Origin of the sequence: Bartonella sp. CL100XZDX, assembly GCF_042195375.1 — a bacterium.
Taxonomy (GTDB): Bacteria; Pseudomonadota; Alphaproteobacteria; order Rhizobiales; family Rhizobiaceae; genus Bartonella.
In genome coordinates this window covers 240,532-264,581 of sequence record NZ_JBHIOH010000045.1, presented here as the reverse complement: position 1 = coordinate 264,581, position 24,050 = coordinate 240,532, and the positions used below count along the sequence as shown (strand labels likewise).

Below are 24,050 nucleotides of genomic sequence, written 5' to 3'. Positions count from 1 at the left end.
AGATTAACAGGAATTGACTTTAAGATGGATAAATGCCGAAATAAAGTTATGAAAAGCAATCGACCAAAACGAATCCCCATAACACAAATAAAGAATCAGCTCTTATCGTCCCTTGATAAAAGAGCACTTGTCCTTGTTGGCCTTATGGGGGCAGGCAAATCAGTGATCGGAAAACGCGTCGCCACCATGCTTCGTTTACCCTTTTATGATTCTGACCAAGAAATTGAAAAAGCTGCACAAATGACAATCACGGAACTCTTTGAAATTTATGGTGAATCCGAATTTCGTGCTCTTGAACAGCGTGTTATTCTAAACCTCATGAAAAAAAGTCCCCTTATTTTAGCAACAGGTGGTGGTGCCTACATACATGAAAATATCCGAAAAGCCATTCACAAAAATGGTATATCTATATGGCTAAAAGTCGATCTTGATATCCTCATGCAACGTGTCTCAAAGCACCCGACACGTCCCCTGCTTCAAACAGCCAATCCTAAAGAAACCATGCAAAAACTCATGGAACAGCGTTATCCTATCTATGAAAAGGCAAACTTAACAATTAACAGTCATAAAGAAAGCCGTCATACCGTAGCACAAAATGTTATACGATCCGTACAGCACTACCTATACACAGAAATTAACAATAGGGATAACCAGCATGCAAACCAAAACCGTCACTGTTAAACTGGACAAACACTGTTACGATATCACCATTGGTCCGGGTCTGATTACACAAGCTGCTTCACAGATTAAACATGCTCTTAACAAAAAAGATCCTTATCCAACGCGCTTTGCACTTGTTACAGATACAAATGTTGCTTCCCTTCATTTGGAGATATTGCAAGCAGAATTAACAAAAAATAAAATTCATACTGTCCCTATTATTGTAGAAGCGGGAGAACAATCAAAATCATTTTCAACCCTGCAAGTTGTCATCGATCAAATTCTTGCTGCGCGTTTAGAAAGAGGCGACTGTGTTATTGCTTTTGGCGGTGGTGTCATTGGCGATCTAGCAGGATTTGCGGCAAGTATAATCCGCCGTGGTATGAACTTCATTCAAATGCCCACAACGCTTCTTGCACAAATTGATTCCTCTGTTGGTGGAAAAACGGGCATCAACAGCCGATATGGCAAAAATCTTATTGGTGCTTTTTTTCAACCGCAATGCGTTATTGCTGACACCTGTGTCCTTGATACCCTATCACTGCGTGAATTTCGTGCTGGTTACGCGGAAATGGTCAAATATGGACTCATTAACCAGCCTGATTTTTTTGAATGGCTTGAAAAAAATGGACAAGAAGTCTTTTCTAATGGCCCTATGCGAACAGAAGCCATTGTCCGCTCATGCCAATTTAAAGCTGCCATTGTAGCACGTGACGAACACGAAACAGGAGAGCGCGCACTCTTAAATCTCGGCCATACATTTGGACACATGCTTGAAACAGCAACCGCTTATGACTCAAAGCGTTTAATTCACGGTGAAGCTGTAGCAATTGGAATGATTCTAGCGCATCAATTTTCTGCTCAATTAAATTTAATAAGCCCCACGCTTACACAACGCATTGAAGCACACCTTAAAGCAATAGGATTACCTACACAATTAAAGGATATCCCAGGGTGTCTACCAGATGCTGAAACTTTAATGACTCTCATTGCCCAAGATAAAAAAGTTTTGCAAAATAATTTGACCTTCATCCTAACACGCGGCCTTGGTCAATCATTTATTGCAAAAAATGTTTCACCAGATGCAGTTTTGACTTTTCTGGAACAAAAATTAGCAGAAATTCGTTAATTCATATTGAATATAATTGATTCGTTTTTATACTTCTATTAAAGGAATAAGTATGATGATGTCTGCGTAGCTCAGTAGGATAGAGCACAGGATTCCTAAAGAAATTGGGCACCTTGAGGAGAAATCCTCAAAGTGAATCTGCTCAAATTCGGGGAAAGCTTCATGGGCGACTATATGCCAATCCCGAGCCAAGTCTCTCTTCAAATGAGAGAAAGGTGTAGAGACTGAACGGGCAGCACCTAAAGAGCAAAAGCTTCAAGGTGAAGAGACAGTCCAGACCACAAACAGCCGATAAGGCTGGCGGTGAAAATCGAAGTGGTATGAATCCTGGGGTCGCAGGTTCGAATCCTGCCGTAGACACCATCGTATCAGTCAAATTATTCTTTGTGCACAATATTAGGAATATAGGGAAGCATCATGAAAAAAACTTTGCACATTTTAGGATTTTTCACCGCTTTAAGTTTATCACTCTTCAGCTCAAACAATAGCTTAGCTGGTTCTTTAATCATTGAAGTACCAGACAATCCAGAGCCCAAAACAGAGATCATTACCTATCAGTGTGATACTGAAACAGGTAAAGAGCGCGTTGAGGCAGTCTATCTTAATGCTGACAATATTTCGTTGGTTGATTTCAAATGGAACGGTGATCGTGTCATTGCTGCTAATGTCATCGCTGCGACAGGAGCAAAATTTGCAGGAGCTCAGTATATCTGGTGGGAGAAGAACAAAGAAGTCACGCTTTATGACCTTGCTCAGGATCCAGAAGAAAAAAAACCTATCCTCTGTAAAGATGAGTCAACATTATTATTTTAAATAACACGGGAAATATTATGAAAAAAATTTCTTTTACTAAACAATTTTTCATTACTTTAAGTGTGTTCCTCCTCGGTTCAATTAATGCATTAGCAAGTTCTTTAGTCATTAAAGTACCAGATGACCCAGAACCAACAACAGAGACCGTCTCCTATCAATGCGATATGGGAACAAGCAAAGAGCATGTTGAAGCAACTTATCATAATGCTGGCAATATTGCGCTTGTTGATTTAAAATGGAACGGTAAGCGCATCGTTGGTTCTAATGTAATTGCCGCTTCTGGAGGAAAATATGTGGGTGGTCAATACATTTGGTGGATAACTAAAAATGAAGCCATATTTTACGATCTTATTAATGATCCAAAAGAAGAAAAGCCCATCCACTGTGTAGAAGAAAAAAGCACAGAATAAGGAAGGTTCTTACATTTCAAGAACCGCGCTGGCTCTCATCTCTTGATGTTCCTTCTGATGTGGGTAACTTTTCCTCCGTCTGGTGTAATAAAAGAGCCAGCGGTTTTTCTGACTGTTCTTCTGAATGATGTCGATAAGCTGCTGTATGTGAAAGCAACATAGAAGCTATCGGCGCTGTTAAAAACAAAAAAAACATCAGCAACGCTTCATGAAAAACAAAATAATGGTCCACAAATATTGAATAAAGAAATGAAGAAATAAGAATACTACCAACGCCCCAACTCGTACATACTGAAAGCATATGCAAACGCTTATAAAAATTGGAAAAACGCACCAAACCTATTGTTGCGATCAATGTCAGTCCCGACCCTAATATTAAGAAAATCGTGATAGCAATAGCAACCACAAGCGATACATCATCTTTCATTCAATAATCTCCCCTCGCATGAGAAATTTCGCCAAAGCAATACTCGAGACTGGACCCAACAACCCAATAATGAGAGCTGCGACAAAATAAATGGTTGTTCCAGAACGAATATCGAATGTAAGAAACAAAAGAATAGTGGTTATATAAAGGGCATCCAAACCAACAATTCTATCCTGTGCCCGTGGACCACGAATCAACCGAAACAGCGCGAAAATCACCGCTAAACTTAAAAAAAACTGTGAAAAGAAAAGCCCCCAATAAAGAATCACCATACTCATAAAAAAATCTCCAAAAGCAATTGCTCATACCGTTGTTTGATCAACTGTTTGTAATCATATCCATTTTTTAAATTTAAGACATGAAGCAAAAGTTCACCCTTTTTACTATTATAGGCAACCCAAGCAGTTCCAGGGGTTGCCGAAAGGATGCACGCTAAAATAGCCAAAGCAGTGCGATTATGAAGCAGAAGAGGTACTACAATAAAACCAGACTTCTGCTCTCGAGACCTTTTTGTTAAAACAAACCAAGCCACCGAAACATTTGAGAATATAGAATCTATAAATACTCGAAAAACGAGACGAAAAACCGCACTCCAGCTTTTAATAACAGCCTTCTCTGGCTCCAGAAGCCGTATCATCCAACCACAAAACAAAGCGGTTAAAATCCCTAAAAGCAATTGCCCTAAACTAAAACCATTTAAAATAAGCCACATAAGGACAATGCCACCACTGAAAAAAGGGGAAGTATAAAAACGATTCATTTACTCATCTCCCTATTTTCGAGAGAAAAATCCGTTAAAACGCTCCCAATATAGTTTTGAGGTTCATACAAAGTCTTAGCGGTTTCAGACATATAATGACTAACAGGACTGGCTACAATTGTTATAAGAAAACACAAGGCAAGAAGAACGGCAATAGGCGCAAATTCTATCACCTGCACACGTGGAACGCGACCATCAAGAGAAATCCAAAAAGTTCGGATACCCGTTCGTGTCAGTGCAATCAAAGCTGCAAAACCAGAGAGGGTGACAAAAACTACAAAAAGCCAATCTTGGTAAACCGGAAGAGAGGTAAAAAAATCCTCTCTACTATGGTTTAAAATTGCCATGAACATCATAAGTTTAGCAACAAAACCAGAAAACGGTGGCAATCCAATAATCAAAATGGCACAGATACCAAAACAAGCCCCAAGAATTGCCAAGGTTACAGGGAAATATGTGCCAACTTCATCTTCTTCCTCCTCTTCATCGTCACCATAAACCTCCATTGTGACAGCAAGAACATTAGCAGCCACATCTTGACAGCGTTCAACCAACTCTACCAAAAGAAAAAAAGCTCCCAGTGCTAAAGTTGAAGAAACAATATAAAAAAGTGCACCTGCTGTCAGTGCTGCATTGCCAATCCCGATCGCGGCCAACAATGTACCAGAAGAGACAAGGACACTATAAGCTGCCAAACGCACCAAAACTTGACTCGCCAATATCCCAATAAAACCAACAATCATAGTGGCAAGCCCACCATAAAACAAAACCGTATGACCAAAATGGTTAAAATATTCACTTTCAGGACTAAACCATAGCAACGTTAAACGTAAAATAATATAAATACCCACCTTGCTCAAAAGTGCAAAAGAAGCTCCAACGGGTGCTGCTGCTGCACTGTAAGTTGGCACCAACCAAAAATTAAGCGGCCACATACCCGCTTTAAGCAAAAAAGCAATACCTAAAAGTGCAACACCTATTTCGAACAAAACAATATCTGTAGAAGATATATATTTTATTTTAACAGCCAAATCGGCCATATTAAGAGTACCAACGACTCCATAAATGAGCGCTATACCAACTAAAAAAAATAATGAAGCAACAAGATTAACCACGACATAATGCAACCCTGCGCGCACGCGTGTCTGACCAGAACCATGCAAAGCAAGCCCATAGGAAGCCGTTAACATAACTTCAAAAAACACAAATAAATTAAATAAATCGCCGGTCAAAAAAGCACCATTTATTCCCACCATAAAAAATTGCATTAGTGACTGAAAATGAGAACCAGCTTTGTACCAATGAGCCCGCGCAAAAACCAACACGCTAGTCACCAACAAGCTGGAAAGTAAAAGCATCATAGCGCTTAAGCGATCAAGGACTAAAACAATTCCAAAAGAAGACGGCCAATTACCAAGTCGATAAACATCACAAGCCGGTGCTATTTCAAGAGTACGTATAATCAATAAAATGGCAGTAACGACCAACAGTCCCGCAGAAGAAAGACTGATGAATGATTTAAGTTTTGCACGACGTTCATCATAAAAAAGAAGAAGTGCTCCAGTGATTAACGGCAAAAGAATAGGCAAAATAAGGAGATGATGCACCCCTACTTCCATTATTGCACCTCACGTCCATCAACGTGATCAGAACCCGTTAAACCACGTGAAACCAACAAGATAACTAAAAATAAAGCTGTTGTTGCAAAACCAATCACAATCGCAGTTAACACCAAGGCTTGTGGGAGAGGATCGACATAATTAGCTGGATTAATAACAGTGGTAGGATCAACAATTGGAGCAGCATTACTACGCGGTCTACTCATTGAAAATATAAAAAGATTAACACCATAAGAGATCAAGGACAAACCAAGAATGACTTGAAAAGTACGTGGACGTAAAACAAGCCAAATACCTGATCCGACAAAAACACCGATACCCAAAGAAAGAACAATTTCCATTAATTTTCCTTCTCTTTTAAAATAGGCTTCTTACCGATTCGGTAACTCCGAATTGACTGGTGTGCAAGTGCAATTAAAATGAGAACAGTTGCTCCCAACACAAGAGAAAGCACACCAAAATCAAACAAAAAAGCAGATGCCATGGGAACTTTCCCAATTAACGGAAGATGAATATATCGAAAAAAGGATGTTAAAAAAGGATATCCAAAAAACCAAGAGCCCATCCCCGTTACAACTGACAACAATAAGCCAAAGCCTATCCAACGCAAAGGTAAAACTCTCAAATGCGTTTCCACCCACCGAATATCGCGTGCAAGATATTGTAAAATAAACCCTATCGCCAAAGTAATACCACCGACAAATCCACCTCCTGGCAGATCATGCCCTCGCATGAATAAATAAATAGCAAAAGCAATAATAATCGGAAAGAGCCAACCCATAATAACAGCAGGAACAGCTAAATAATTTAATACTGTATCTCCCACATTTCGATTAGGCTGTGCTATATCAAAGGCTTTCTGGATACGTTGTTGAAAAGGCGCATCAATACTCTCAGGCGCAGGACGAAAACGTCGTAAGAGGGCAAAAACAGTAAGGGAAACAACACCCAAAACCACAATTTCTCCCATGGTATCAAAACCACGGAAATCAACCAACAACACATTCACAACATTGCGACCACCAGCATCTGAGTAAGCATGCGTTAGAAAAAAATCAGAAATCGTTGTACCTTGAGGACGTGTCATCACTGCAAAAGAAAGCCATGCTACACCAGCACCTCCTACAAGGGATATGATGAAATCACGGAAACGACGCAAACGAATCCAAAAATGAACAGCAGCTGGCCCAGGATCATGCAAACGTTTAGGCAACCACCGTAAACCAAGCAATAATAAAACGACTGTAACAACCTCAACAACCAATTGTGTTATTGCTAAATCAGGAGCAGAAAGCCATAAAAAGGTTGCACAAGTCATCAAGCCAGCTCCCCCTAAAAGCATAAGTGAAGCAAGACGATGAAACTTTGCTCGCCAAGCAACTAAAAGCGCACATAATCCGCCAACCAGCCAAAGAGCGAGAAAAGGAATATCAAGTGGAAAAAGCGGTAATGTCCCCACTGGAATGAAACCATCGCACCAAAGTAAAAGACCAACAAATGCAAAACAGACCCAAAAAATCCAATGCAACTGGATCTGCAAACGGCGTGTTGACAAAGCAGATTCCACCGCACGGGCCCATTTCCAAGAAATAATTACGAGAATGCGTTCAAAAATACGCGGTCCTTTTAAGTGACGGAAAAAAGGAGCCCCATCATCACAGGATAAAAAATAACGATGCCCGACAGCATAGAGCAATCCGCCCCCTAATAATGCAACAAAACTCATCACTAATGGAGTGTTAAACCCATGCCAAACAGCCAAACTATAAGGAATTGTCATTGGTCCTAAAACAGACACGACCGCATTATCTAAAATAGGTCCTATTGTTAAATTAGGAAAAATACCAACCGCTAAACAAATAAACACCAAAAGCTCCATTGGTAAACGCATAAAATGCGGTGGTTCATGGGGAGTCTTGGGTAAATTGTCAGGCTTTGGTCCTAAAAAAACACCGTGAATAAAGCGTATAGAATAAGTCACACTAAACAGACTAGCTAGCGTTGCCACATAAGGCGCAATCCAATCGAGCCATGATTCCATATGCGTTTCAACAGCTTCAGCAAAAAACATCTCTTTCGATAAAAAACCATTCAACAAAGGAACCCCAGCCATCGCTGCACTCGCAACTAAAGCAAGAGTTGCTGTAATAGGCATAGAACGATAAAGCCCTGACAGTTTACGCATATCACGTGTTCCTGTCTCATGATCAATAATGCCAGCAGCCATAAATAAAGAAGCCTTAAAAGTAGCATGATTGGCCATATGAAAGATCGCCGCAACACATGCAAGTGGACTACCAAGACTTAAAAGCGTTGTAATTAATCCAAGATGACTAATAGTCGAGTAAGCAAGCAGTCCTTTTAAGTCTTGCTGAAACATGGAAAAATAGGCACCTAGCAGCAATGTCGAGAGTCCTGAAAAGCCAACCAGCCAAAACCAAGATTCTGTTCCAGAGAGCACAGGCCATAAACGAACAAGCAAAAACAATCCCGCTTTTACCATTGTTGCCGAATGCAAATAAGCCGATACGGGGGTTGGAGCAGCCATCGCGTTGGGTAGCCAAAAATGAAAGGGAAATTGCGCGCTTTTTGTTAACCCTCCCAATAAAATACAAATAAGGATAGGACTATAAAGAGAACTTGACCGGATCATATCTCCAGACTGTAGCACCTTATCTAAATCAAAACTGCCAACAGTATACCCAATCAATAAAACTCCAATAAAAAGGGCAAAGCCGCCAAAACCTGTGATCGTTAGAGCCATACGCGCACCCTCACGCGCACTTGCATTATGGTACCAATAGCCGATCAACAAAAAAGAAAAAATACTAGTGAGTTCCCAGAAAACAACCAAAAAGACGAGATTACCTGATAAAACTATTCCTATCATTGATCCCATAAAAGCCAAAAAAAAGGAAAAAAAACGAGGTACAGAATCCGCTGGATCCATGTAATAACGTGAATAAATGACAACAAGCAGCCCAATCCCTGTAATGAGCAAGCAAAAAAGCCACGATAAACCATCTATACGAAGAATCAAATCGCTTCCCCATTCTGGAAGCCAAGAAATATCTAAACGCACTATGTGGTTTCCGCGAACTTCCGGATAAAGCATTATTGTAAAAATAAGACAGAAAAGCGCGACAATCCCAGCAAACCAGGCTTCATTATTTTTTGCTGTCGAACGAAAAAAGCCAATGACAGCACTTCCACCAAAGGGAAGCAAAACGAGCAATACCAACATTGCTTCCCGTGTTGTCATTCTTTAAACTCCATTTTGCCTTAATATTTTGTCATCGACAAAAACTTATATTCTCACCCCCCATTCCACACTTAATGATAATAAGATTTAATAAAACTTAAAAGCATTTAAAATTTTAAAAAAAACAATGCTGGCATGAAAATACTGCGCACCACACAAGTCTTCTCTTTATTTTAAGAACAATAACGCCCACGACAAGAAGCAATTAAAATTTTATTTAATAATTTCTATCCTTTAAAAAAGCGTGATAAACACTGCTTACGCCCCCCATGAAAAGGCTGAAAACTATTATCATTTTTATTATAAGAGCGATAACGCGCAAGGCAAGATTCAATATGTTGTTTAAGCATCCATGGCTCTTTTTTTTCTAATTTTTCCGAAGAAGAAGTTAAAAACACTTTTTTAGCATCTGGTACAACTTTTAATGATGCGCCTTTTGTGCTTAAGTGCGGTGATGTAATAAATGCCACTTCAGGATACCACCAATTATCACTGTATTTACGATAACCACGCCGATAATGACGATAACCTTTAAAACCATTAAGTTCTCTACGCCCCGTAAAAATCAAAGGCACCGAACTATCTTGGAGAGAGGTCTGAGTAACCAGTTTGGCTTTAGCATCACTCCTATTTTGTCCCCAATTAACAAGAGTGGTTATTATAATGAAAAAACTGCTAACAAATACAAAAGCTAAAGCATAATATAATTTTTTTTTCATACTCATAACAAAAAACTCAACATAATAAACAACAGTAATTACAGAAAGCCTTTCTCTTGCTGGACAGAAACAGATTCTTTTCTTAAGATTCTTTTTTCTTGAGACATTCTGTTACTCTTTGTACTAAACGTTGATCTTGGCAATAAGATCCTACAAAAAAGAATGAATAAATGATGATAAAAACCCCCTACTATCTTATAGACAAATCGAAACTCATCAAAAACATGCAAACAATTTCTCGTTTACGGGAAATGTCCGGAGCTAAAATTTTACTTGCTTTGAAATGTTTTGCCACATGGAGTGTTTTTGATTTAATGTCTGAGTTCATGGATGGAACCACATCATCATCCCTTTATGAACTGCGTTTAGGAAGAGAAAAATTTGGCAAAGAAACCCATGCTTATTCAGTGGCTTGGGCAGATGATGAAATTGATGAAGCCTGTGGTTATGCAGATAAAATCATCTTTAATTCCATCCAACAGCTTCAACGCTTTTCTGATGCAACAAAAACCATTCAAAGAGGTTTAAGGTTAAACCCAGGAATGAGCGCATCAAATTTTGATCTTGCCAACCCCTCTCGCCCTTTTAGCCGCTTAGGAGAAACAAACCAAAGCGCTATCAAAGAAGTTCTGCCTCTTATCAACGGATTGATGATCCATAACAATTGTGAAAATGCTGACTTTAATCTTTTTAACCAAATGCTTGGGTATATGGAAGAAAAATTTGCAGAACTTTTTTCTGCTGTTGACTGGATAAGCCTTGGCGGCGGAATCCATTTTACGGCTGAAAATTATCCTCTAGAAGCTTTCGCAAAACGCTTAAAACAATTTTCTAAAACTCATGGTGTCACTCTTTTTCTAGAACCAGGAGAAGCTGCTATTACCAAAAGCACCACACTAGAAGTAAGCGTTCTTGACACATTGTATAACGAAAAAAACCTTGCCATCGTTGATAGCTCCATTGAAGCTCATATGCTTGATCTTTTAATTTATAGTGAGAATGCCAAATTAGAACCCAATCAAGGTCCACACGAAATTATGATTTGTGGAAAGTCTTGTCTTGCCGGCGATATTTTTGGAACATTTCAATTTCAAAAACCTCTTAAAATAGGCGATAGACTGTCTTTTCAGGATGCAGCAGGTTATACAATGGTCAAGAAAAACTGGTTTAATGGCGTTACAATGCCTGCTATTGTTCTCAAAGAGTGCGATGGTACATTAACACTTCAACGCCAATTCAGCTATAACGACTATCAGGAAAGCCTTTCATAAAGATAAACCATAAAAAACGTCATACAACAGTATTAAAAAGGAGATGGACCTACAATGAAAAAAAATGTTCTCGTTATTGGTGCCGGAGGTGTTGCACAAGTTGTTGCGCATAAATGCGCTCAAAACAACGATATTCTTGGTGAAATTCATATTGCTTCACGAACACTCAAAAAATGTGAGGCCATCATTGCTTCTATTAAAGAAAAAAACACAATGAAAGAACAGGGTGTTTTCAAAAGCCATTCGCTCAATGCCATGAATGTAGAAGAAACTATAAAGCTCATCCAAAAGACCAAATGCGAAATTGTCATTAATGTTGGTTCTGCCTTTCTTAATATGTCTGTTCTTTCAGCTTGTATTGAAACCAAATGCGCTTATATCGATACCGCAATTCATGAAGACCCATTGAAAATTTGTGAAACACCTCCTTGGTATGGCAATTATGAATGGCCTCGACGTCAAGAATGTGAAAAAGCTGGTATAACCGCTATTTTAGGAGCAGGTTTTGACCCAGGTGTAGTGAATGCTTATGCAGCATTAGCGCGCGATGATTATTTTGATAAAATCACAGATATTGATATTATTGATATTAATGCCGGAAATCATGGGCGTTGGTTTGCTACAAATTTTGATCCAGAAATTAACTTCCGTGAATTTACAGGACAAGTATGGTCATGGCAAAATAAAAAATGGACTTCCAATAAAATGTTTGAAATCAGCCATGAATGGGATCTTCCCGTTGTGGGAAAACAAAAAGCCTATATGACAGGACATGATGAAATTCATTCACTTTCCAAAAATCTTGATGTAGAGAATGTCCGTTTCTGGATGGGATTTAGTGATCGTTATATCACTGTTTTTACGGTTCTAAAAAACCTCGGACTCTTATCCGAACAACCAATTAAAACGGCAGAAGGTCAAGAAGTCGTGCCCTTGAAAGTCGTGAAGTCCGTCTTACCCGACCCTTCCTCTCTCGCCCCAGACTACACAGGAAAAACCTGTATCGGAGATCTTATTAAAGGCGAAAAAGATGGAAACTCGAGAGAAATTTTTATCTATAATATAGCCGATCACAAACAAGCTTTTCATGAAACTGGGGCACAAGGCATTTCCTATACAGCTGGCGTACCAGCAGCCGCAACAGCTCTTCTTATTGCCACAGGCGAATGGGATGTTAAAACTATGGTCAATGTAGAAGAATTACCACCCCACCCTTTCCTTAAATATCTTGATCATATGGGGCTTCCCACTTTTATAAGAGAACAACAAGAAGATAAAAAATTACAATTTTAATACCTATAGAAAGCATATGCTTGATTTTTTAAGTTATCACAAAACTGCCCAATGAAAACAAACTTAATATTCTCGTGTAATTATGGTTTTCAAAAAAATTTTAGCTATTCGTTATATTTTGGCAACATTACGATTTCTTAACAACCTTAAAGAAGAGACATATCATCTTTTTAAGACATAGCAAGCAATGATCAAGAAAAGCAGAGAAGAAAAAACTAACTTAATCACACTGTATGACTTGTCATTATCATCAAAAAGATAGTGTCATAAACAAAAGATATAAAAATACCGCTTTTTTAAAGAAGAGCGGTATTTTGTAGAATATCCAATCCCTCCCCTCTTCATCTTAAATGACAAAGATCCTTAACCCACACCAATCATTAAACAATTCAATTTCTTTGGGTGAATTCCTCTTGGCTTCTCTCTTCATATGATTCATCATCATATATAACACATTGATTTATAACAATAAAATATCATTTTCAACTTGATTTATAACGCTGAATACTGTAAGATTTTCTTATCACAAGCTCTCTCACATTGAAGCAATTAAAATCTTTTGTCTGCACATCACAAACAAAGCGAGCGTGTGAGGTAAAATGATAAAAGAACAGAATAAAAATTCTCTTATGAAAACTCTCAAATAATAAAGAGCTTTAGAAATATTGAGAACTGAAAAAGTGTATTATCAATGTCAGCGTGTACTTTTACTAAACATAAAGATGATGGTGCACAATAGGTCTTATAACAGTTTGAATGAATTTCATATATTTCAAGAGAAACTTTACAGCTATACCATTCACGAGCACCATTGCGAAGTAGATTTGGGCATTTTGAGAGATGTTTTCTTAACACAAAGCACGCAGATAGGCTCAGAATCCTATCTTAAATATTTATAACAGTATAAAAACTACCCCATATATAAAACTTTACATAGACTAAACACCACCGCTCTAAACGATAGTGCACAACAGAATAATCAATCAAAACTGCACAACAGATATCTAAAACAGTAATTATCGAAAAGCATACAACAAATGGAACATTTTAATACAATTGGTTATATTCCTTTTTAAAGTTTTAAAATGTTGTTGCATGCTTCACTAATATTTTCCGCCTCATGTGCCTTTTTAAATGTACTTTTTAAAAGCTTTTTAAATATGAAGTGGTTTAGCAAATGTTGCCAAAGCTGCCTCACGCACGGCTTCTGATAAGGTAGGATGTGCATGGCAACAACGTCCCAGATCTTCTGATGAACCACCAAATTCCATTAAAACTGCAATTTCATGGATCATTTCACCAGCACCAAATCCAAGAATATGCCCCCCTAATACCCGATCTGTTTTTTTATCAGAAAGGATTTTAACGAACCCATCACTCTTTTGCATTGCACGTGCACGACCATTAGCCATAAAAGGAAATTTGCCAACATTATATTCAATACCAGCAGTTTTTAGCTCTTCTTCTGTCCTTCCTACACTCGCAATTTCCGGCTGTGTATAAACAACACTAGGAATAACATCAAAATTAACATGTCCTTTTTGACCTGCCAAAATTTCTGCCACAGCAACGCCTTCTTCCTCTGCTTTATGTGCTAACATTGGTCCTTTTACGACATCACCAATTGCATAAATTCCTGGAACATTCGTCTGCCAATGAGCATCAATTGCAATAAATCCGCGTTCATCTAACTGAACACCAGCCTCTTGTAAGCCAAGCCCCTCTGTATAGGGAGAACGTCCAGTAGCAATAAGCACAACATCAGCCTCTAAAGTTTCAGATTCACCACCTTTGACAGATTCAAAGCTCACCTGAGCAGTTGAGCCAGATTGTGTAACAGCTGTCACCTTTGCACCCGTTTTATATTCAATCCCCTGTTTTTCCATTAATTTCTGAAATTGCCGTGAAACTTCACCATCCATTGAGCCCAAAACTTTATTAAGATACTCAATAATGGTCACCTTAGCACCTAAACGGCTCCAAACTGATCCAAGTTCTGAACCAATGACACCAGCACCCACTACAATCATATGCGCTGGTACTTTTTCAAGTGAAAGAGCTCCCGTAGAAGAAACAATAGTCTTTTCATCAATTTCAACATTCACCCCTGGAATGCCTGAACTCTCTGAACCGGTAGCAATAATAATACTTTTTGTTTCAATTGTTTGTTTATTACCATCTCTGGCAACAACTTCCACATGACCCGCACTCAAAATTTTGGCTGTCCCAAAAAAAGTATCAACTTTATTTTTTTTCATCAAAAAAGAAACACCACTCGTATTGGCTGTTACCACAGCTTTCTTATGAACCATCATTTGTTCAAGGTTAAGCTTAGATTTACCAATAGAAATACCAAGCGTTTCAAAACCATGCTGGGTTTCAGAAAACACTTCTGAAGCATGCAACAACGCTTTAGAAGGAATACAACCAACGTTGAGACATGTTCCTCCTAATGTTGTACGCTTTTCAATAATCGCTACTTTAAGTCCCAGTTGTGCCGCCTTTATTGCTGCTACATAACCACCTGGACCCGCTCCGATCACAGCCACATCATAAGACATCCGTTTCTCCTTTCATCCTGAAAACTGTATTTTACAAATCAAGAACAAGGCGTTCCGGATCTTCTAAGCTTTCCTTAACACGCACAAGGAAAGTCACAGCTTCTTGCCCATCCACAATACGGTGATCATAAGAAAGCGCTAAATACATCATGGGACGAATCACAACTTGGCCCTCAACAACCATTGCTCGCTCTTTAATCGCATGCATTCCCAAAATACCAGATTGTGGTGCATTCAAAATCGGTGTTGACATCAACGATCCATACACACCACCATTGGTAATGGTAAAAGTTCCGCCCTGCATATCAGAAACGGCTAATTTTCCATCACGCGCAAAACGTCCCAAACGACCAATCTCTTTTTCAATCTCTGCCAATGACATTTGATCTGCATCTCGCACTACTGGAACAACAAGCCCTTTATCCGTTCCAACAGCAATTCCAACATTGACATAGTTTTTGTAAACAATATCTGTCCCATCAATCTCGGCATTAACAGCAGGAAGTTCTTTTAATGCATGACAAACAGCCTTGGTAAAAAACCCCATAAAACCAAGTTTAACACCATGTTTCTTTTCAAAAAGATCCTTATAACGCTTGCGCAAATCCATCACAGCTGACATATCAACCTCATTAAATGTGGTTAACATCGCTGCTACATTTTGTGCATCTTTAAGACGGCGAGCAATTGTTTGACGCAATTTCGTCATACGAACCCGCTCTTCACGTGTTTCTTGGACAGGAGTTGCCGAAGAACTCGTCGCAGAAGAAGAGGGTGTAGGGGCATTTGTACTTTGTTTTAATCCACCAAGCACATCTTCTTTAAGAATTTGTCCACGTTTTCCAGAACCTGAAATATCGCTTTTTGCAACATTATTTTCAGCCATCAATTTTGCTGCTGAAGGAGAAGGAGGCATTGCACTGCTCAAAGCAGGCTTCTCCGATTCAGATGAAGCCGCTGGAACAAGCGTAGCAGAAGGTGAAAATGATTGGGAGACACGAGCTTCTCCAGCTTTCACCACTCCTAAAAGAGCATTTACTTCAACCGTATCGCCTTCTTTTGCAATGATTTCAGATAATTTCCCAGCAACAGGAGAAGGAACTTCAACGGTTACCTTATCAGTTTCTAATTCAACCAAAGGCTCATCCATAGCGACAGCTTCGCCAAGTTTTTTAAACCATTTGCCAACCGTTGCTTCGGTAACCGATTCGCCCAAAGTAGGAACACGAATTTCAGTAGTCATAATATTTTTCCATACATCAGAGTAGTAATAAATTAAGAACCTAACGCGTCTTTAAGAAACGCAGCCAGTTGTTCAAGGTGTTTCACCATTAACCCAGAGGCCGGTGACGCACTCGCAGGACGTCCTGCATAACGAGCACGTGAATATTGCGCATTAATATGCGTCAAAACCCATTCCAAATAAGGCTCAATAAATGACCAAGCCCCCATGTTTTTTGGTTCCTCTTGGCACCAAAAAACTTCCGCCTGCAAAAAGCGCGATAACACATTCACCAAAACTTTTGCAGGGAAAGGATAAAGCTGTTCAATACGAAGGAGATAAACATCATCAATACCCTTTTTTTCACGTTCTTCATAAAGGTCGTAATAAACCTTACCAGTACAAAGAACGACACGGCGAATTTTATTATCTTTTTGCAACTTAATGACAGAATCTTTGAGACATTCTGCATCATCAAGCAACACACGACAGAAACTTGTTTCTGGCCCCATTTCATTGAGAAGAGAAACCGCTCGCTTATGACGTAAGAGTGATTTCGGTGTCATCAAAATCAATGGCTTACGGAAATCACGCTTAATTTGTCGACGCAAAATATGAAAATAATTTGCAGGGGTTGTACAATTAGCAACCTGCATATTATCTTCCGCACAAAGTTGAAGAAATCGTTCTAAACGTGCAGAAGAATGCTCCGGCCCTTGCCCTTCAAAACCATGAGGCAATAAACACACAAGACCAGACATACGAAGCCACTTACGCTCTGCGGATGAAATAAATTGATCAAAAATGACCTGTGCACCATTAGAGAAATCACCAAATTGTGCTTCCCAAAGTGTTAATCCTCGTGGTTCAGCAAGAGAATATCCATATTCAAAACCAAGAACAGCTTCTTCAGAAAGCATAGAATTAACAACGTCATAAAGCGCTTGCCCCTTTTGTAAATGATTCAAAGGAATATAACGCGCCTCATTTTCTTGGTCATAAAGAACGGAATGACGTTGTGAAAAAGTTCCCCGCTCAACATCTTCACCGGAAAGACGAACCGGTGCACCTTCCAAACAAAGTGAACCAAAAGCTAAAGCTTCAGCGGTTGCCCAGTCAACACCCTCACCGGTTTCAAAAATTTTAGCACGATTATTTAAAAAACGTTGAATGGTTTTGTGAACGTGAAAATTCGCCGGAATTTCAACAATTTTCTGACCAATTTCCTTTAAAGTTTTTAATTCAACACCGGTTGCTCTAGAATGCTGCTCATCAGAACTACTAAAAGCTTTGAGTCCCGTCCAGCTTCCATCAAGCCAATCAGCCTTATTAGGCTTATAAGAAGCACTCGCTTCAAGTTCACCTTCAAGCTTATCGCGCCATAATTTTTTTTGTTGCTCAATCTCTTCTGAAGAAATCATTCCTTCTGCTACCAATTGGTCACTATAAAGTTGAAGTGTTGTTTTATGATTACGAATTGCTTTATACATAAGCGGCTGCGTAAAGGAAGGTTCATCACCTTCATTATGCCCATAACGGCGATAACAAAACATATCAATAACCACTGGTTTATGGAAAATTTGGCGAAACTCTGTTGCTATTTTGGCAACAAAAACAACCGCCTCAGGATCATCACCATTCACATGGAAAATTGGTGCATCAATCATTTTTGCGACATCTGATGGATAAGGCGAAGAACGTGAAAAACGTGGAGATGTTGTAAAACCAATCTGGTTATTGATAATAACATGAAGTGAGCCTGCAACACGATAACCTTTAAGACCTGAAAGACCAAAAGTTTCTTGGATAACGCCTTGTCCTGCAAAAGCAGCATCACCATGAATAAGCAATGGCATCACTTTTGAACGCTCACTTAATGGGAGTAAATCAGTATGCGCAGGTCCCATAAGTTGATCTTGTTTAGCACGTGCTTTCCCCATAACAACCGGATCAACAATCTCAAGATGAGATGGATTAGCCAACAGCGATAAGTGAACTTTTTTACCATCAAAGTCCAGATCAGCGGTAGTTCCCAAATGATATTTGACATCACCGGATCCCTCCACATCATCAGGCTTATAAGATCCCCCTTTGAATTCATGAAAGATAGCCCTATGCGGTTTGGCAAGAACTTGTGAAAGAACATTTAAACGACCACGATGTGCCATTCCTAAAATAACTTCCTGCACCCCCAAAGCACTACCACATTTGATAATTTGTTCAAGAGCGGGAATCAGCGCCTCACCACCATCGAGTCCAAAACGCTTTGTACCTTTATATTTAGTGTCTAAAAACTGTTCGAATCCCTCTGCCTGAATAAGCTTATTCAGAATAGCTTTCTTGTCTTGTTGTGTGAAAGAATTTTTTTTATCTCGCCCTTCAATGCGTTCTTGAAGCCATGCTTTCTGAACTGGATCAGAAACATGCATATATTCCACACCGATTGTTGAACAATAGGTCCGATTGAGAATCTCAAGCATTTGCGGAATAGTTGCATATTCCAATCCTAAAACATTATCAATAAAAATGGGACGCTCGTAATCAGCTGGAGTAAAACCATAAGCTTCTGGAGAAAGTTCCTTATAATCTTCTTGTTTTTCGGCCAATTGAAGAGGGTCAAGCTGCGCATGAAGATGTCCCCGTTCTCGAAACGCACGAATCATCATAATTGCATGAACGGAATCACGTGTTGCACGAATAATATCTTGTTTACTGGAAGTTTTCCCCTTTTGTGCAGCACCTGTTATTGCTTTTTCCTTTAATTTATCGCCAAGATATTTTTCAAGAGAAGACCAATCACCATCAAGAGCAGAAACCAATTCACCCTCTGCTTTTAATGGCCAATGATCACGCTGCCATGTTGCTCCTTCAGCATTTTTAAGAACATCTTCTTTATTATCATGAAGTCCTTCAAAAAAAGCACGCCACTGTGAATCAACACTGGTAGGATCTTTTTCATATTGAGCATAAAGTTGATCTATATAATCCGCATTCCCACCATAAAGAAATGATGTCTGTGCAAAAAGGCTATTTATTTCGTCCTGCCTTGCCATATACCTCTCCGGAACATCTATTCCGTCTCCTTATATCTCTTTTGACCTTTAAATGCTTACAAACAAGCAGTGATTTGAACATTCAAAAAAGTTTTACCTTTTTATACTCAAGTTTTTTCACCTGAATCTAAGAACCTTTGCTTATTCAGGTGAAACTTTCTTTTAGCCTTTCAAAACTGACATCAAAGTCTTACCTATCTGTGATGGTGAAGAAGACACACGAATCCCTGCTGATTCCATTGCTGCAATTTTATCTTCTGCTCCACCCTTACCACCAGAAATAACAGCACCGGCATGTCCCATTGTACGTCCTGGAGGAGCCGTACGGCCAGCAATAAAGCCAACAACTGGCTTTTTTCGACCTTTTCTTGCTTCATCTTGCAGAAACTGTGCTGCTTCTTCTTCAGCAGAACCACCAATCTCACCAATCATAACAATAGACTGAGTTTCATCATCTGCTAAAAACATTTCCAACACATCAATAAATTCAGTACCCTTAACAGGATCACCACCAATCCCTATAGCAGTTGTTTGTCCGAGACCTTCCTGACTCGTCTGAAAAACGGCTTCATAAGTTAAAGTTCCCGACCTCGAGACAACCCCAACAGAACCTTTTCTAAAAATAGAACCAGGCATAATACCAATTTTACATTCATTTGGTGTAAGAATACCGGGACAATTAGGACCAATAAGACGAGACTTTGAGTTTTCTAATCGCGCCTTCACTTTAACCATATCCATAACGGGAATACCTTCCGTAATACAGATAATTAAACGAATTTCAGCTTCAATAGCCTCTATAATAGCTGCCGCAGCCCCTGCAGGAGGAACATAAATAACGGAAGCATCCGCGCCTGTTTTTTCTTTTGCTTCTGCAACATTAGCAAAGATAGGAAGAGTTTCACCTTTTGAACCTTCCCATGTTTCTCCACCCTTTTTAGGATTAACGCCACCAACCATTTGCGTACCATGATAAGCAAGCGCCTGTTCTGTATGAAATGTTCCTGTTTTTCCTGTAAGCCCTTGAACTAGAACTTTTGTCTCTTTATTCACAAGAATCGACATAGCTTAAGCTCCCTTCACGGCTGCAACAATTTTTTGGGCAGCATCATCTAAATCATCAGCAGGAATAACATTCAAACCACTCTCATTAATAATTGCTTTACCCTGCTCAACATTAGTGCCTTCAAGACGAACAACCAAGGGAACTTTTAAACCAACCTCACGAACAGCAGCAACCACACCTTCAGCAATGACATCACAACGCATAATACCACCAAAAATGTTAACCAAAATGCCCTTAACATTTGGATCGGCCGTAATAATCTTAAAAGCAGCTGTCACCTTTTCTTTTGATGCTCCACCACCAACATCCAAAAAATTCGCTGGCTCTGCTCCATAAAGCTTAATGATATCCATTGTTGCCATAGCAAGCCCAGCACCATTAACCATGCAACCAATCGTACCCTCAAGAGCAACATAAGCAAGATCATGCTTTGATGCTTCTATTTCCTTTGGATCTTCCTCTGAAAGATCGCGTAATTCTAAAATATCTGGATGACGAAACAGAGCATTATTATCAAAAGAAACTTTCGCATCAAGAACACGCAAACGACCATCTTTCATCACAATAAGTGGATTGATTTCTAAAAGGCTCATATCTTTTTCACAAAATGCCTTATAGAGAATCGGAAAAAGCTTTTCACCATCTTCTCGCGCACTACTTTGTAGTTTCAACGCATCACAAAGTCTTGCACAATCAGCAGAAGTAACACCCTCTCCAGCATCAATGGGAAGCGTGAATATTTTTTCTGGTGTCTCTTCAGCAACCGTTTCAATATCCATTCCACCTTCTGTTGAAACAACAAAAGCAATTCGACCAATGCTACGATCAACCAAAAGTGAAAGATAAAGCTCCCGTTCAATATCGGCACCGTCTTCAATATAAAGGCGGTTGACCTGCTTACCCTCTGGACCAGTTTGTTTGGTTACCAAAGTTTTTCCAAGCATTTCTTGAACATTTGCAACAACTTCTTCAACAGATTGTGCAAGCCGAACACCACCCTTTGCATCAGGATCAAGTTCTTTAAACTTACCCTTACCACGACCACCAGCGTGTATCTGACTTTTAACCACATAGAGAGGTCCGGGCAATTTTTCCGCCCATTTTTCCGCTTGCTCTACAGAATAAACAGCGACACCATTTGCAATTGGTGCTCCATATTCATGAAGCAGACGTTTGGCCTGATACTCATGGATATTCATGCATTTGTCCTTTTCTTTTATGGATCATGGATCTTATTAATCCTAAAGTTTTAATATTCTAAATACTTATTTTAATGAATTAAACCTTGTTCAATTTACTTGAGACTAGGTACAAGAGCAATACAAGCTTCACAAAGCTTTTTAACCGCATTTACTGAATGATCAAAAGCACCTCTTTCTTCTTTATCAAGATCAATTTCAATGACTCGTTCAACACCACCTGCACCAAGTACAACAGGAACACCAACGTAAGTATCATTAACCCCATATTCTCCTGAAAGATAAGCTGCAACAGGCACAACACGCTTAGTGTCCTTTAGATAAGCCTCAGCCATAGAAACAGCAGAAGCTGCTGGTGCATAATAAGCAGAACCTGTTTTTAACAAACCAATAATTTCTGCACCACCATCGCGGGTACGCTGGATAATTTGATCAATTCTTTCCTGTGTTGTCCAGCCCATCTTTACAAGATCAGGCAAAGAAATACCACCAACCGTTGAATAACGCACGAGAGGAACCATTGTATCACCGTGGCCCCCTAAAACAAACGCTGTCACATCTTTAATAGAGACCTTAAATTCCTCAGATAAGAAATGACGAAAACGCGCTGAATCAAGAACACCTGCCATACCAACCACTTTATGTGTAGGGAGACCTGAAAATTTCTGCAAAGCCCACACCATCGCATCAAGGGGATTAGTAATACAAATAACAAACGCCGAAGAAGCGTATTTTTTAATTCCAGCTCCAACTTGTTCCATAACCTTTAAATTAATGCCCAAAAGTTCATCACGGCTCATACCAGGTTTTCGCGCAACGCCTGCTGTTACAATAACAACATCAGCACCTTCAATTGTTTCATAAGCATTAGCACCTTTTAGACTGATATCAAAACCATCAACAGGAGAAGATTCGGCGATATCTAGAGCCTTACCTTGTGGCACACCTTCTGCAATATCAAATAAGACCACATCAGCAAGCTCTTTAAGCCCAATAATATGTGCTAAAGTACCACCAATCATACCTGAACCAATGAGAGCTATTTTTTTCCGTGCCATTTTATTTTTTCCTAACTTTTAGATAATTCAGCGCACACCCATCAGCGTCCGTATACTGAATATTTTTGACTTCAACCATATTCAAACAATATCATAAAAAGGAGTAAAGAAATGAAATTTACAAATTTCTCTCTTTACAGAAACAACAACCCTCCGCTGAAACAACTATTAGAAAATTATCACGATGTATCGATAAAGTGAATTTAAAAAAAATACAACAGAATTATTATATTTCTTTAATTTCAAAAAGTTATTGTTTTTACAGTTTACGTAAAGGTAAAAGTATAATCAATGCTTCTTCTTCAAAAGAAAATGTTCTTCCCAAAGTTTTAAATAATCGTAGCTTTGCATTTCGAAAAGACGTGATTGTGTTCTTTTAAATTCAAATGTTTCCGTAATCTGCGCATGCCCTTTATACAAATCCCCTACCCCTGCCGCAGCCGACATAAACAACCGTATGTGGCGCTCATAAAGAATATCAATAAGCAAAATAAACCGTTTTGTTTCATTGCGACATGTATCATCCATGACCGGTACATTATCAATAAAAATCGTATGATAACGCTCTCCTAATAACAAATATTCAGCCGCGGCCAAAGGCTTTGCACATAAATCCCCATAATCAAAACGAGCACATCCTGCACCAAAGCGCGGAATAGGAATAAGGCGCCCTTTTATAGAAAGCTCATCAGATGTCTCCTTATGTCCTTGCAATACAAGTGCCCATGCTTGATCCATATATTCATTTGCCGGGACCCCCAACGGCGACACATACACCTGTTGTAGATTTGATTTTTCAAGGCGATAATCTGTTTTTGCATCAAGATTAACAACGCGAACATATGCTTTCAAAACTTGAATAAAAGGCAAAAAGAGTTCACGATTTAAACCGTTACAATAAAGGTTATCCGGCGCCACATTTGAGGTTGCAATAAAGAAAATTCCTTTATCAAACAAAGCAGAAATAAGCCGCCCCAATACCATAGCATCAGCAATATCTGTTACACTAAACTCATCAAAACAAAGTATTTTTGCTTCTCGTGCAAGATCCTCAGCAACAGCTAAAATAGGATTATCTTGTTTAAATTTTGCACACCCAGATGCTTGACGATAAAAATTAATACGCTCATGCACATCAGCCATAAAATCATTAAAATGGGCACGCTTTTTATGACCTTTAGGCAAACAAGAAAAGAACAAATCCATCAGCATGGTTTTGCCCCGTCCTACTTCACCATAAATATACAGTCCCTGAAAAAAACCTGTTTCATCTCCTTGTTTTACAACACAAGAAATATTTTGTTTTTTCCTTTTAAATATTCTATTAAAGAGAGAGCAAAATATCCAAGTCCAAGGACGAGAGATATTTTGTTCCGTAATTTTTTTTAATAAATGATCAAAATATTCTGTTATAGCTAATTGAGCGGGATCAAAACAAACCTCTCCTTTAGCGACAAGCTCCTTATAACGTGTTGAAACGAGAAGCATCCAAAAAACCTTTTTCAAACCGATCTCAATGAAAAATACT

20 protein-coding genes are annotated in these 24,050 nt (G+C 39.0%); 6 read left to right on the top strand and 14 right to left on the bottom strand.

All coding sequences use genetic code 11. The features are described from left to right. The first annotated feature begins 48 nt into the window (after positions 1–48). From ACFILU_RS05060 to ACFILU_RS05045, 4 genes are all read left to right on the top strand, one after another. Complete coding sequence (locus ACFILU_RS05060) at positions 49–681, top strand: shikimate kinase (RefSeq protein WP_375675044.1); 633 nt, start codon at positions 49–51, stop codon at positions 679–681. Then, the gene (gene aroB, locus ACFILU_RS05055; RefSeq protein ID WP_375674993.1) at positions 656–1,789 is read left to right on the top strand and encodes a 3-dehydroquinate synthase; all 1,134 of its coding nucleotides are present in this window, start codon (positions 656–658) and stop codon (positions 1,787–1,789) included. Before ACFILU_RS05060 ends, aroB begins: the two co-directional genes overlap by 26 nt. Before the next feature lie 417 nt (positions 1,790–2,206). Next, positions 2,207–2,602, top strand: a complete 396-nt coding sequence (locus tag ACFILU_RS05050) for an MliC family protein (RefSeq protein ID WP_273790144.1) — start codon at positions 2,207–2,209, stop codon at positions 2,600–2,602. Positions 2,603–2,619: 17 nt separating this feature from the next. Further along, positions 2,620–3,012, top strand: a complete 393-nt coding sequence (locus ACFILU_RS05045; RefSeq protein ID WP_273790145.1) for an MliC family protein — start codon at positions 2,620–2,622, stop codon at positions 3,010–3,012. Between the two features lie 16 nt (positions 3,013–3,028). On the opposite strand, the gene mnhG is transcribed toward ACFILU_RS05045, so the two are convergent. The 7 genes from mnhG to ACFILU_RS05010 all read right to left on the bottom strand — a co-directional run bounded on the left by mnhG (position 3,029) and on the right by ACFILU_RS05010 (position 9,805). Next, positions 3,029–3,439: a monovalent cation/H(+) antiporter subunit G gene (gene mnhG / locus ACFILU_RS05040; RefSeq protein ID WP_273790146.1), complete on the bottom strand. Its 411-nt coding sequence runs from the start codon at positions 3,437–3,439 to the stop codon at positions 3,029–3,031. Further along, positions 3,436–3,717, bottom strand: a complete 282-nt coding sequence (locus ACFILU_RS05035) for a K+/H+ antiporter subunit F (RefSeq protein ID WP_273790147.1) — start codon at positions 3,715–3,717, stop codon at positions 3,436–3,438. The genes mnhG and ACFILU_RS05035 overlap by 4 nt, the downstream gene beginning before the upstream one ends. Then, positions 3,714–4,199, bottom strand: coding sequence for a Na+/H+ antiporter subunit E (locus tag ACFILU_RS05030; protein ID WP_273790148.1), 486 nt, complete (start codon positions 4,197–4,199; stop codon positions 3,714–3,716). The genes ACFILU_RS05035 and ACFILU_RS05030 overlap by 4 nt, the downstream gene beginning before the upstream one ends. Further along, complete coding sequence (locus ACFILU_RS05025) at positions 4,196–5,818, bottom strand: monovalent cation/H+ antiporter subunit D (RefSeq protein ID WP_375674991.1); 1,623 nt, start codon at positions 5,816–5,818, stop codon at positions 4,196–4,198. The genes ACFILU_RS05030 and ACFILU_RS05025 overlap by 4 nt, the downstream gene beginning before the upstream one ends. Beyond that, positions 5,818–6,159, bottom strand: coding sequence for a Na+/H+ antiporter subunit C (locus ACFILU_RS05020; protein ID WP_273790150.1), 342 nt, complete (start codon positions 6,157–6,159; stop codon positions 5,818–5,820). The genes ACFILU_RS05025 and ACFILU_RS05020 overlap by 1 nt, the downstream gene beginning before the upstream one ends. Continuing rightward, a complete protein-coding gene (locus tag ACFILU_RS05015) occupies positions 6,159–9,080 on the bottom strand; it encodes a monovalent cation/H+ antiporter subunit A (protein ID WP_375630658.1) in 2,922 nt (973 codons plus the stop codon). The genes ACFILU_RS05020 and ACFILU_RS05015 overlap by 1 nt, the downstream gene beginning before the upstream one ends. A 227-nt stretch (positions 9,081–9,307) precedes the next feature. Further along, positions 9,308–9,805 (bottom strand): BA14K family protein, encoded by a 498-nt coding sequence (locus ACFILU_RS05010; RefSeq protein ID WP_273790152.1) that lies wholly within the window; start codon positions 9,803–9,805, stop codon positions 9,308–9,310. Between the two features lie 167 nt (positions 9,806–9,972). On the opposite strand from ACFILU_RS05010, the gene ACFILU_RS05005 reads away from it, so the two are divergent. Together ACFILU_RS05005 and ACFILU_RS05000 are read left to right on the top strand one after the other, a co-directional pair. Next, a complete protein-coding gene (locus tag ACFILU_RS05005; RefSeq protein ID WP_375675042.1) occupies positions 9,973–11,070 on the top strand; it encodes a carboxynorspermidine decarboxylase in 1,098 nt (365 codons plus the stop codon). Between the two features lie 54 nt (positions 11,071–11,124). Next, a complete protein-coding gene (locus ACFILU_RS05000; protein WP_375674990.1) occupies positions 11,125–12,363 on the top strand; it encodes a saccharopine dehydrogenase NADP-binding domain-containing protein in 1,239 nt (412 codons plus the stop codon). Positions 12,364–13,517: 1,154 nt separating this feature from the next. Here the strand turns inward: ACFILU_RS05000 and lpdA are convergent. The 7 genes from lpdA to zapE all read right to left on the bottom strand — a co-directional run bounded on the left by lpdA (position 13,518) and on the right by zapE (position 24,010). Continuing rightward, entirely contained in the window at positions 13,518–14,924 is a 1,407-nt protein-coding gene (lpdA, locus tag ACFILU_RS04995) for a dihydrolipoyl dehydrogenase (protein ID WP_375674988.1), read from the bottom strand. A gap of 31 nt (positions 14,925–14,955) precedes the next feature. Beyond that, positions 14,956–16,167, bottom strand: coding sequence for a 2-oxoglutarate dehydrogenase complex dihydrolipoyllysine-residue succinyltransferase (gene odhB, locus ACFILU_RS04990; RefSeq protein WP_375674987.1), 1,212 nt, complete (start codon positions 16,165–16,167; stop codon positions 14,956–14,958). A 32-nt stretch (positions 16,168–16,199) separates the two neighbouring features. Further along, on the bottom strand, positions 16,200–19,199 hold the full coding sequence (locus tag ACFILU_RS04985) for a 2-oxoglutarate dehydrogenase E1 component (RefSeq protein WP_375654298.1): 3,000 nt from the start codon (positions 19,197–19,199) through the stop codon (positions 16,200–16,202). 162 nt (positions 19,200–19,361) lie between these two features. Then, positions 19,362–20,264 carry a succinate--CoA ligase subunit alpha gene (sucD, locus tag ACFILU_RS04980; RefSeq protein WP_273790158.1) on the bottom strand — a complete coding sequence of 301 codons (903 nt, stop codon included), beginning with the start codon at positions 20,262–20,264 and terminating at the stop codon, positions 19,362–19,364. A 3-nt stretch (positions 20,265–20,267) separates the two neighbouring features. Then, a complete protein-coding gene (gene sucC, locus ACFILU_RS04975) occupies positions 20,268–21,464 on the bottom strand; it encodes an ADP-forming succinate--CoA ligase subunit beta (protein WP_273790159.1) in 1,197 nt (398 codons plus the stop codon). 95 nt (positions 21,465–21,559) lie between these two features. Further along, positions 21,560–22,522, bottom strand: a complete 963-nt coding sequence (gene mdh / locus ACFILU_RS04970) for a malate dehydrogenase (protein WP_273790160.1) — start codon at positions 22,520–22,522, stop codon at positions 21,560–21,562. A 288-nt stretch (positions 22,523–22,810) separates the two neighbouring features. Then, entirely contained in the window at positions 22,811–24,010 is a 1,200-nt protein-coding gene (zapE, locus tag ACFILU_RS04965; protein ID WP_375675041.1) for a cell division protein ZapE, read from the bottom strand. Positions 24,011–24,050 lie beyond the last annotated feature (40 nt).